Raw genomic sequence first — 10,302 nt, 5'->3', positions numbered from 1 at the left:
GGGCTAACGCGAACATTCAGACAAAGTTTCGATTATCCTGTTGTTGTTTTCCAAATAAATGTGGAAATCTTTCTGCTGCAAGCTGAGCTTGGAATCACATCTTTGTTGAGCTTGAGCGCAATTAAAATAATCCTCAACGCGGCATGCTCGTTTTGCACAATAATAGAAAACGCATGAGCCCACCGCGTTCAAAACGAAAGGGGCCGAGAAATCGGCCCCTTTCGCATGCGACAGGAATGCGTGATTACTGCCCCATCGTTTTGTTCGTATCGGACGAGGATCCACCCTGCTGCTGAATCGGCAGCTTGCGCGCGTTGCTTGAGTTCGCGTTGGCAGCATCGCTTCCGCTCGTCGTGCTGCGCGTCGAGACCGAACCGGTCGTCGAAGGCGAGCTTGAAACGTTCACATCGCTCGAACTGCGGGTCGTCCCACTGATGTTCCGACGCTGTTCAACAGAGATACCGACGGAAGGCGATACATCACGCGTACTGCGCACCGTCGTGCGGCGATTCACGGTCACGCTCGGCTCGTTCACTTCCTCGTAGCGGCGCACGGTGCGACGGCGAACCTCCACGGGCTCCTYGACGACATGATAGCGGCGCTTCTTCACGGCAACCTTCTTCGTCTTCTTGACGGAGACCTTCTTGGCGACCGGCTTCTTCTTGACGATGGTGTGGCGGATCTCGGTCTCAGGTTCCTCATAAGTCGTCACGCTGCGTCGGCGGGTTACCGAAACACTCGGCTCCTCGACTTCGCGCACGGTACGGGAGCGAACGGAGACGCCGCTACGCTCGCGGGTCTCAATGCYGACACCAACACGGGTGCTGCCCTGCTCGCGGGTATTCACCTGCGCATTCGTGCGGGTCGAGCCAATCGTGCTCTCCGACTGACGGCTGCCCTGCTGACGCAGCATCATCTCAGAATTGGAGGACGAGGACGAACCATTCGCGTTCGGGCTCGTCGTGGTTTGGGCATAAGCCGTCGTACTGAGCAGCAGCAAGGCTGCCCCAAGGGCGATTTTCTTCATGACGTTTACTCCACCGAAGTCAAAAGGTGGACTGAGAACGCCACGCCCAGAGATCAAGTTCCAGCTTTAAAACAACTATTTGGTTTTATACTTTGACAAGTTTTATGAATACATATTCATCCTGCAACAGCATCGCCGGTGCTGCCTCCCGCTCAGCTTAACGTTTTCCATCGCCACTGTGCAGCTTAAGTTCACATTCATTCCTATAGGCTAATTCCTGTTCGCTACTTCATCAGGAACAACGCCGCCATGGCCATCTTTCAAGCTTTCAACGCCGCAGGTGCGGGCTTCAATATGACGAACACCGACAGCTCCGGCTGGACGTTCGTGGGGCTGAACCCCTTGATCGATACGGAGGTGGCCTACGACGATGGCCAGTTGGCGATCTACGATGTCTATGGCAGCGCCCAGGTGGACAGCTATCGCGCCTGGTATTGGAGCAACGGCTACGACATCATCATCGACGACCTGCTCTATGAGAATGCCGGCGCAGCCGTTCTGTCCATCAAGGACTTGGATCTCTATACGAATGTGGACGAGCTCTCGGGCTATGCCTGGTACATGTCGCTGAACGGCAACAGCGATACCTTTTACGGCAACGATTATGCGGACGTGATCCGCGGTGGCAACGGCAACGATGCCATCTATTCCTATGGCAACGACGATATCCTCTTTGGCGATGCCGGAAACGACAAGCTCTACGGCGTAAGCGGCGATGACGACCTTTACGGCGGCACAGGCCGGGACCTCCTGGTCGGCGATTTCGGCAGCGATTATCTAAGCGGCGGCCTGGACCGGGACACGCTCTCCGGCGGCGCGGGCAAGGATTACTTTGTATTCGACTCCACGCCCTCGACCGGCAATATCGATACGATCACCGACTTTCGGCCGGCCGATGACACGATCATGCTCGACAACAAGATTTTCACCCGCGTCGGCCGTGATGGCTGGCTCTCGGCGGGTGCTTTCAGGCTCGGCTCGGCGGCGCTCGATTCAAGCGACCGCATCCTCTACCAGAAATCGACCGGCACCCTGCTCTACGATCCCGACGGCGTCGGCGGCTTGTCCGCGATCAGATTCGCCCAGGTGAAAGCCGGATTGTCCCTGACGAAGTTCGATTTTTACGTACTCTAACACTCTGGCGGCCTCACCTATTTCAGCAGCCTCGGCCTTGGCCGGGGTTGTTTCGCTTAGAGCTGGGGCCTGCGCCATGCTCGCCGAACAGGTCCGTTAACTTGGCATTAGGGTGCTATGCTACTAAAGCATAACAGACCTACATTATTACCACTCCTCTTTTGAGGCCCACGGCCTTATATGCTGCATTGCACACACAAGAGCAAAGGCCACCGGTCACAGGGGCCGGTCAACTGATGGAGTATCCCAATGTTCGTGTCCTACATCCTCTCTAAAGTCCGCGCCTATATGCGTTATCGCGACACCGTTCGTGAGCTTTCCATGCTCTCCGACCGCGAGCTCGACGATCTCGGCATCTCGCGCTTCCAGATCGATAGCGTCGCCCGTCAGAACGCTATCGCCTAAAAAATAGCTGCACTGCAGCAATGGTTCTCGCCCGCTTCCAGCGGGCGTTTTCTTTTGTGCTGAGCCCTTCGCTGTACACCGTCTGAAGCTGAAGAATTCCCGCCTCGATTCTCTTGATCCGTTACACCTGACATATGTCGCGAGCCGCCCCCTCCATGATCGGAGAGATGTGTCATGTTATCTCATTACAATAACTGATACGGAATGTGAGATGGTGAAGCCTGCAGCATTACGAGCAGGTTTCGTTACCAAAGAGAACATTATGTCTTTCAAGAAGTTCAGCACTAAAAACTACTCGCCGATGGGTTTGGAATTCCAGGGCGAGGGCTTTGTTTTGAAGGCCTACGACGGAGACAATCGCATGGTTGGCTCCAAGTATGACGACAATCTCAAAGGTGCTCGTGGCAATGACGTGCTCGACGGCGGCGGCGGCAACGACTTGCTGACTGGCGGAGCCGGCAAGGACGTCCTGAAGGGCGGCTCCGGCGCCGATATCTTCGGTTTCGGGCATCTTGATGCAGTTGATCGCATCTGCGACTTCAATAGCAAAGCTGGCGACAAGATCGCACTTGCCACCGAAGTTACGTTCGACAAGCTCGAAAAGGCGGCTCCCCGCACGGAGTTCATCAGTGCGCTAGCCGCTTCGAACTTCATCGTTGGCAAAAGCGCTCAGGATGCCGACGACCGCATCGTGTACGACAAGGAGACCGGTGCACTCTTCTACGATGCCGACGGCAACGGAGCCGGCGCTGCGGTGCAGTTCGCCAGCCTGAAGGCTGGTACGGCCCTGTCCGTTTCGGACTTCTATCTGCTTTGATCGCGACCGCCCGCCTCTCCCCATGAGAGGCGGGCACTTCGCTTGGCCGATCCTTAAGCCGAATTCTCCTTGATTGGAGCAAATTCGCTCGCTACTTCGTGCCCATGAGCACGATTGAACCCATTCACGTCATCGGCGGCGGCCTCGCGGGGTCGGAAGCGGCCTGGCAGATCGCCCAAGCCGGCATTCCCGTCATTCTTCACGAGATGCGCCCGGTGCGCGGCACGGATGCCCACAAGACGGAAGGGCTGGCCGAGCTCGTCTGCTCCAATTCCTTCCGCTCCGACGATGCCGAAACCAATGCGGTCGGCCTGCTCCACCAGGAAATGCGCCGTCTCGGTTCGCTCATCATGGCCAAGGGCGATGCCAACCAGGTGCCCGCCGGCGGCGCGCTGGCCGTAGACCGGGACGGGTTCTCGGATGCGGTCACGGCAGCGCTTCAGGCACACCCCCTCATCACCATCGAGCGTGGCGAAGTGGCCGGCATTCCGCCAGAGCAATGGTCTTCCGTCATCGTCGCGACCGGCCCCCTCACCTCACCTGCCCTTGCAGAAGCAATCCTCGGATTGACCGGCGAAACGTCGCTTGCCTTCTTCGATGCCATCGCGCCCATCGTCTACCGCGAGTCCGTCAACATGGACGTCGCATGGTTCCAGTCGCGCTACGACAAGGTCGGCCCCGGCGGCACGGGCAAGGACTACATCAACTGCCCCATGACCAAGGAGCAGTACGAGGCCTTCATCGACGCGTTGATCGAGGGCGACAAGACCGAGTTCAAGGAGTGGGAGGCCAACACCCCCTATTTCGACGGCTGCTTACCCATCGAGGTCATGGCCGAGCGTGGCCGCGAAACTCTGCGCCACGGCCCCATGAAGCCGGTGGGTCTCACCAATCCTCGCGACCCTGATGTGAAGCCCTATGCCATCGTGCAGCTGCGCCAGGACAATGCGCTCGGCACCCTGTTCAACATGGTCGGCTTCCAGACGAAGCTGAAATACGGCGCACAGACCGGCATCCTGCGTATGATCCCCGGCCTGGAGAATGCCGAATTCGCCCGTCTCGGCGGCATTCACCGCAACACCTATCTGAACTCGCCGAAGCTCCTCGATCCGACCCTGCGCCTGAAGGCCATGCCACGCCTGCGCTTTGCCGGGCAGATCACCGGCTGTGAGGGCTATGTGGAGAGCGCGGCTGTGGGCCTCATGACCGGCCGCTTCGCCGCTGCCGAGCGGCTGGGCCACCCCATTCAGCCCCTGCCACACACCACGGCGCTCGGCGCGCTCATCAACCACATCACGGGCGGGCACATCGAGACCATCGATGAAGGCCCGCGCTCGTTCCAGCCGATGAACGTGAATTTCGGCCTCTTCCCGCCCCTCGACCGCGCTCCGAAAGCGGAAGACGGCAAGCGCCTGCGCGGCGCGGCCAAGACGATTGCGAAGAAAAAGATGCTGACGGATCGCGCGCGCGAGGATCTCTCCGCATGGATGGCTGCGGGCGAAATGCCGGCTGCGGCGGAGTAGTTGCGCTTTTAAAACGGCCCGCGCCAGAGCGCCCAGACCTTCCGCCATTGCGGAAGGTCCACCGGCGTGTGGAGCGGGTCGTATTCCTGCCGCTCCATGGCTTTGAGATACGGCTCCACGAGGGCGAGTTGGCGGAAGGCCGGCTCGGCGGCGGAAGGGATCTTCGGGCGAAGTGTCCGCACATGGTCGAGATGCCTGCGGGCGACGGCGCGCAGATCGGCGAGCGCGCCTTTGAGCCCCGGCCCGCCGCGCCCGGTTACCACGTCGTCGCGCACCACGCCGTGACGCGCGAGAAGATCTGTCGGAACATAGAGCTGTCCCTGTCGCGCATGGATCGGAAAGGCCCGGAGCAGGCCGGTGATCGCATAGGCGACGCCCGCATGGCCCGCCGCATCCGCCGTGCCGAGGTCCTTGCCGTCATTGAGGATAATGCTGGAGAGCTGGATCAGGCTCGATGACGTTTCTCCGCAATAGCCTTCGAGATCGTTCAAGTTAGGCATGGGATCGTCGTAGAGATCGAACATCCGCGCGTCGATGAGGTCCACGAAGGATTGCCGAGGCAGGCGGAACTTGACGATGGTTTCGTCGAGGGCTGCCGCGACCGGATTGGCCCGCACATCGCCCCTCGCCTCGCCCTGGAGTGCGTCGCGCCACCATTGCAGGCGAATTTCTCCGAGCATGGGCTCGCGGACGGATTCGCGCACGCGGGCGATCTCGTAGTTGAAGGCGTAGAGCGCGTGGAGATAACCGCGCTTGTCTTCCGGCGCGAAGAGGCTTGCCCAATAACGGTCGGGATCGGCTTCGCGAACGAGCGCTTCGCAATGCGCGAAGTTGGATTGTGCTTCGGCCATCTCAACCAACGGCGATCAACGCGGCGGCGACCTTGCGGTTTTCGGCCAGAAGGATGTTGTAAGTGCGTGCTGCGGCCCCGGTCTGCATGACGTCGAGGCCGATGCCCGCCTCGCGGAACCGCTCGCGGAAGGCGTTGGGAATCGCCGCGATATCGGCGCCCGTGCCGAGAAGTAGGAGCTCGATCTCGGCGGCTTCAGTGAAGATCGGTTCCAGCACCTCGTCGGTCAGCTCGGTGATGGAAGCAATCGGCCAAGCCTTGATGCCCGAAGGCAGCGCGAGAACCGATCCACGATGGGACATATCCGCGAAGCGGAACCCGCCGTTGCCATAGGCATCGAACGGGTAACGTCCGGGAATGAAGCCATCGTAGAGGCGGTTTTCGCTCATGACCTCACTCTGTTTGCGCTCATGGCCTCACTCCGCTGCGACGGCCTTGCCTTCCGATACCTTCACGCTCTCGGAGCTGCGCAGGCCGATATAGATCAGCATGGGCGACGAAATGCAGATTGCCGAGTAGGTGCAGATCACCACGCCGTAGAGCATGACCTGGGCGAAGCCCTGGATCGCCTGACCACCGAACAGCACCAGCGCCAGCAGCGAGAGCGCCGTGGTCACCGCCGTCATGATCGTGCGGGACATGGTGTGGTTGATCGACAGGTTCAAAAGCTCTTCCGTCGGCATGGTCTTGTAGCGCCGCATCAGCTCGCGGGTTCGGTCGAACACCACCACGGTCTCATTGAGCGAGTAGCCGACGATGGTAAGGATCGCCGCGATCGAGGTCATGTTGAACTCGTGCCGCGTGATCACGAAGAAGCCGATGGTGAGCACGATGTCGTGCAGGGTGCCGATGATCGAGGCCACCGCCAGTTCACGCTCGAAGCGGAACCAGAGATAGAACAGAACCGCGAGAACCGAAAGCACGATGCCGATGGTACCGGATTGAACCAGCTCGCCGGACACGCGCGGACCGACGGTCTCGACGCGGCGGAAATCGTATTCGTTACTGAAAGTATCGCGCGCCTTCTGCACCACGGCGGTCTGTGCGGATTCGCCGCCCGACTGGATGGGGAAGCGGATCGAGACCTCGCCTGTCGTGCCGAATTCCTGAACCTCCACATCGCCGAAGCCGAAGCCCTCGGCGGTCTGGCGGATCTGGCCGACATTGGCCTGTCCGGACTTCGCCTGGATCTCCATGAGCGTACCGCCCTTGAAGTCGATGCCGAAGTTGAGACCGATGGTCACAAGCATGATCGCCGTCGCCACCGACACGATGGCGGACAGCGGGAACGAGAAGCGCCTGAAGCGCATGAAGTCAAAGTGGGAGTTTTCGGGCCAGAGCCGGATGAGGCGCACGATACTCACTCCTTAGAACGGAAGGACTTTGGGACGCACCCACTGATACCAGAGCGCAATCATCATGCGCGTCAGGGTCACGGCGGTGAGAACCGTCGTCAGGATGCCGAGAATGAACACGACCGCGAAGCCGCGCACGGGACCGGAGCCGAGGAAGAACAGGATCACGGCGGCAATCGCCATGGTGCTGTTGGAATCRATGATGGTCGCGAACGCCCGGTCGAAGCCGGCCTGAATGCCGGAGACGATGGAACGGCCCGCCTTCACTTCTTCGCGGATGCGCTCGTAGATCAGCACATTCGAATCCACCGCCGTGCCGATGGTGAGCACGATGCCCGCGATGCCCGGTAGCGTCATCGTCGCTTCGAGCACGGACATGAGGCCGAGAATGAGGCCCACATGAACGAAGAGCGCGATATTCGCGATGAGACCGAACACGCCGTAGGTGGCGAACATGAAGATCACGACGAAGATGGCCGCCACATAGGTAGCCTTCTTGCCCGCCTCGATGGAATCGCGGCCGAGGCCGGGGCCGACAGTGCGCTCCTCGACGATATTGAGCTTGGCGGGCAAAGCACCGGACCGCAACAGGATGGCGAGGTTGTTGACCTGCTCCACCGTGAAGCTGCCGGAAATTTGGCCCGCGCCGCCGGTAATCGGCGACTGGATCGTGGGTGCGGAGATCACGCGGTTGTCGAGAACGATGGCGAGCTGCCGCCCGAGATTTTCCGTGGTCGCCTGACCGAAGCGCTGCGCGCCGCGGACATTGAAGCGGAAGTTGACGATGGGCTGGCGGGACTGGGAATCGAAGGCAGGCTGGGCGTCGGTCAAGTCGCCGCCGGCAGCAATCACCCGGCGCTCGACGGGAACCCGCTGGCCGCCCATGTCGTCCATGGGGAGCTGGTCCACGTCGGTAGCGCCCGGCTGAGCCAGCAGGCGGAATTCGAGATTGCCGGTTTCGCCCAGACGCGCCTTCAACTCCTGCGGATCCTGCAGACCCGGCACTTGGACCAGAACGCGATCCGCGCCCTGGCGCTGGATGCTCGGCTCTGTCGTGCCGCCCATGTCGACGCGGCGGCGGATGACTTCGATGGATTGATCGACGGCGCGGCGCACGCGCTCGTTGATGCCCGCTTCAGTATAGTTGAGCGTGATCACGCCCTCGGGCGTGGATTCGACTGCGATGGCATTGTTGCCGGCCTGGCCGAGAATGGCGTTGCCTGTCGGCTGTGCCAGTTCGCGCAGACGCGGCATGAGCCGCTCGCGATCGGCCGCATCGGGAACGCGAATCTGAACGCCGCGCGGGGTCAGCTGAATGCCGTTCTGCGAGGAGACGCGGGTGTCGCGCAGGATGCGGCGCACGTCGTCACGCAGGGTATTGAGCTGGGTGCGCATGAGATCCTGGCTGTCCACCTCGAGCAGAACGTGGGAGCCGCCTTGCAGGTCGAGGCCGAGAACGATGGCGCGGGACGGCACCAGCCAGGATGGAACCCAGCTGGGAACAGCCGCCAGATATGCCTTGCGCTGATCAGGGGACATCATGCTCGGCACGGCCAGGAGAAGGCCGATGATGATGATCGCCATGGTGGCGATGATCTTCGATTTCGAGAAGCGCAGCATCGTCAGCTCAACCTTTCTCACACACGCTGCCGCGCTTCGATCAGCGCGGCGAACCGGTCCTCAAGGGCTTTTCAGGGCCCGAGGACCGGCTTTACTTGCTTCAAGCCTTGACCGGCTCGCTCTTGGTACGGACCTCGGAGATCATGGCACGGGCCACCTTCACCTTCACGTTGTCGGCGATCTCGACCTCGATATCGGCCGAATCCTCGAGCACCTTCGAAACCTTGCCGATGATGCCGCCAGAGGTGACGACGGTGTCGCCGCGGCGCACGTTCTTGATCATCTCCTGGTGAGCCTTCACCCGGCGCTGCTGGGGCCGGATGATCAGGAACCACATGATAATGAAAATAAGGACGAACGGCGCGAAATTGGYGATCAAGGACATCATGTCACCACCGGCAGGGGCCGTTTGTGCGAAGGCGGGGGAAATGAACAAGCGGCTCTCCATGGATAAAGGCGCGAGGCGGGCCTCATGGGGGCCCACCCGCGCCAGACGGGATTAGAAGTGGCCGGACTATACCCATCGACTCCGCGAAATCAATGAAGTTGGAGGCCTTTCCCAAGCCTGATGCATAGACCAGGGGCGCCTTTTTGCGCTAATCACAGGCTCTTCACCGGTTCTTGATCCATGTCCCAGCTGCCTGCCGACCTCACCTCCCCCGAATCCTTGAGCGTTCTGAAGCGTATCGCAGACGCACTGGAGCGCCTCGCGCCACCCGCCATTGCCCAGGCCGACCTGCCAGCCGCCGATGCCTTTGTCTGGCACGCGGCGGGGCGCCGGCTCTCCCCGGTGCCCAAGGTGAACCGGGTCGAGATGACCCTGCTCAGGGGCATCGACCGGGTCCGCGACCAGCTTGCCGAGAATACCGGGCGCTTCGCCAAGGGCCTGCCGGCCAACAACGCCCTGCTCTGGGGCGCGCGTGGGATGGGCAAGTCGTCCCTGGTGAAGGCTGTCCATGCGGAGATCAATGCGTTGAGGGCCTCCGGCGCCCTTCCCCTCAAGCTCATCGAGATCCACCGGGAGGACATCGAGACCCTGCCCGACCTCATGGGACTCCTGCGCGCCGACCCACATCGCTTCATCATCTTCTGCGACGACCTGTCCTTTGACGCGGACGATACCTCCTACAAGTCCCTAAAGGCGGTTCTGGAAGGCGGCATCGAGGGGCGGCCAGACAACGTAATCTTCTACGCCACGTCCAACCGCCGACACCTCCTGCCCCGCGACATGATGGAGAACGAGCGCTCCACCGCCATCAATCCCGGCGAGGCCGTGGAGGAAAAGGTTTCGCTTTCCGACCGCTTCGGCCTGTGGCTCGGCTTCCACAAGTGCAGCCAGGACGAATATCTCGACATGGTGTTTGGCTACGTGGATCACCTGGGCCTGCAGGGCGACCGGGAGACCATTCGTGCCGAGGCGCTGGAATGGGCGACGACGCGGGGAGCGCGCTCGGGCCGCACGGCGTGGCAGTTCATTCAGGATTTAGCCGGGCGGTTGGGCAAGGCGATTTAAGGCGCCCGGTCCACCCCACCGCGCGTCATCACCGGGCTTGTGCCGGTGATCCCGATGG

The 10,302-nt window shown here is 61.1% G+C and carries 11 protein-coding genes; 5 read left to right on the top strand and 6 right to left on the bottom strand.

The features are described from left to right. Positions 1 to 244: 244 nt before the first annotated feature. The gene (locus ACXJKO_RS26780; protein WP_457094093.1) at positions 245 to 1,027 is read right to left on the bottom strand and encodes a hypothetical protein; all 783 of its coding nucleotides are present in this window, start codon (positions 1,025 to 1,027) and stop codon (positions 245 to 247) included. A gap of 249 nt (positions 1,028 to 1,276) precedes the next feature. Between ACXJKO_RS26780 and ACXJKO_RS26775 the strand changes: the two genes are divergently transcribed. From ACXJKO_RS26775 to trmFO, 4 genes are all read left to right on the top strand, one after another. Further along, on the top strand, positions 1,277 to 2,161 hold the full coding sequence (locus ACXJKO_RS26775; RefSeq protein ID WP_457094092.1) for a calcium-binding protein: 885 nt from the start codon (positions 1,277 to 1,279) through the stop codon (positions 2,159 to 2,161). A gap of 249 nt (positions 2,162 to 2,410) precedes the next feature. Further along, positions 2,411 to 2,566: a DUF1127 domain-containing protein gene (locus ACXJKO_RS26770; RefSeq protein WP_457094091.1), complete on the top strand. Its 156-nt coding sequence runs from the start codon at positions 2,411 to 2,413 to the stop codon at positions 2,564 to 2,566. A 211-nt stretch (positions 2,567 to 2,777) separates the two neighbouring features. Beyond that, the gene (locus tag ACXJKO_RS26765) at positions 2,778 to 3,383 is read left to right on the top strand and encodes a hypothetical protein (RefSeq protein ID WP_457094090.1); all 606 of its coding nucleotides are present in this window, start codon (positions 2,778 to 2,780) and stop codon (positions 3,381 to 3,383) included. A 104-nt stretch (positions 3,384 to 3,487) separates the two neighbouring features. Further along, positions 3,488 to 4,906 carry a methylenetetrahydrofolate--tRNA-(uracil(54)-C(5))-methyltransferase (FADH(2)-oxidizing) TrmFO gene (gene trmFO / locus ACXJKO_RS26760; protein ID WP_457094089.1) on the top strand — a complete coding sequence of 473 codons (1,419 nt, stop codon included), beginning with the start codon at positions 3,488 to 3,490 and terminating at the stop codon, positions 4,904 to 4,906. A gap of 8 nt (positions 4,907 to 4,914) precedes the next feature. On the opposite strand, the gene ACXJKO_RS26755 is transcribed toward trmFO, so the two are convergent. From ACXJKO_RS26755 to yajC, 5 genes are all read right to left on the bottom strand, one after another. Continuing rightward, positions 4,915 to 5,757 (bottom strand): phytoene/squalene synthase family protein, encoded by an 843-nt coding sequence (locus tag ACXJKO_RS26755; RefSeq protein WP_457094088.1) that lies wholly within the window; start codon positions 5,755 to 5,757, stop codon positions 4,915 to 4,917. A gap of 1 nt (position 5,758) precedes the next feature. Beyond that, on the bottom strand, positions 5,759 to 6,145 hold the full coding sequence (locus ACXJKO_RS26750) for an Mth938-like domain-containing protein (protein ID WP_457094087.1): 387 nt from the start codon (positions 6,143 to 6,145) through the stop codon (positions 5,759 to 5,761). Between the two features lie 27 nt (positions 6,146 to 6,172). After that, positions 6,173 to 7,111, bottom strand: coding sequence for a protein translocase subunit SecF (secF, locus tag ACXJKO_RS26745; protein WP_457094086.1), 939 nt, complete (start codon positions 7,109 to 7,111; stop codon positions 6,173 to 6,175). A gap of 12 nt (positions 7,112 to 7,123) precedes the next feature. Continuing rightward, positions 7,124 to 8,731: a protein translocase subunit SecD gene (gene secD / locus ACXJKO_RS26740; RefSeq protein ID WP_457094085.1), complete on the bottom strand. Its 1,608-nt coding sequence runs from the start codon at positions 8,729 to 8,731 to the stop codon at positions 7,124 to 7,126. 100 nt (positions 8,732 to 8,831) lie between these two features. Further along, complete coding sequence (gene yajC / locus ACXJKO_RS26735; RefSeq protein WP_457094084.1) at positions 8,832 to 9,167, bottom strand: preprotein translocase subunit YajC; 336 nt, start codon at positions 9,165 to 9,167, stop codon at positions 8,832 to 8,834. 192 nt (positions 9,168 to 9,359) lie between these two features. Between yajC and ACXJKO_RS26730 the strand changes: the two genes are divergently transcribed. Next, positions 9,360 to 10,244: an ATP-binding protein gene (locus ACXJKO_RS26730; RefSeq protein WP_457094083.1), complete on the top strand. Its 885-nt coding sequence runs from the start codon at positions 9,360 to 9,362 to the stop codon at positions 10,242 to 10,244. The last annotated feature ends 58 nt before the right edge of the window (positions 10,245 to 10,302 follow it).

It is taken from the genome of Microvirga sp. P5_D2 (assembly GCF_054049475.1).
The sequence above is the reverse complement of the archived record's forward strand: the minus strand, read 5'-3'. Positions and strand labels throughout refer to the sequence as shown.

Coding starts and splice junctions, on each gene's coding strand:
- ACXJKO_RS26750 (WP_457094087.1), bottom strand. CDS start 6,145: ATGAGCGAAAACCGCCTCTACGATGGCTTCATTCCCGGACGTTACCCG.
- ACXJKO_RS26765 (WP_457094090.1), top strand. CDS start 2,778: ATGGTGAAGCCTGCAGCATTACGAGCAGGTTTCGTTACCAAAGAGAAC.
- trmFO (WP_457094089.1), top strand. CDS start 3,488: ATGAGCACGATTGAACCCATTCACGTCATCGGCGGCGGCCTCGCGGGG.
- ACXJKO_RS26730 (WP_457094083.1), top strand. CDS start 9,360: ATGTCCCAGCTGCCTGCCGACCTCACCTCCCCCGAATCCTTGAGCGTT.
- ACXJKO_RS26755 (WP_457094088.1), bottom strand. CDS start 5,757: ATGGCCGAAGCACAATCCAACTTCGCGCATTGCGAAGCGCTCGTTCGC.
- ACXJKO_RS26775 (WP_457094092.1), top strand. CDS start 1,277: ATGGCCATCTTTCAAGCTTTCAACGCCGCAGGTGCGGGCTTCAATATG.
- ACXJKO_RS26770 (WP_457094091.1), top strand. CDS start 2,411: ATGTTCGTGTCCTACATCCTCTCTAAAGTCCGCGCCTATATGCGTTAT.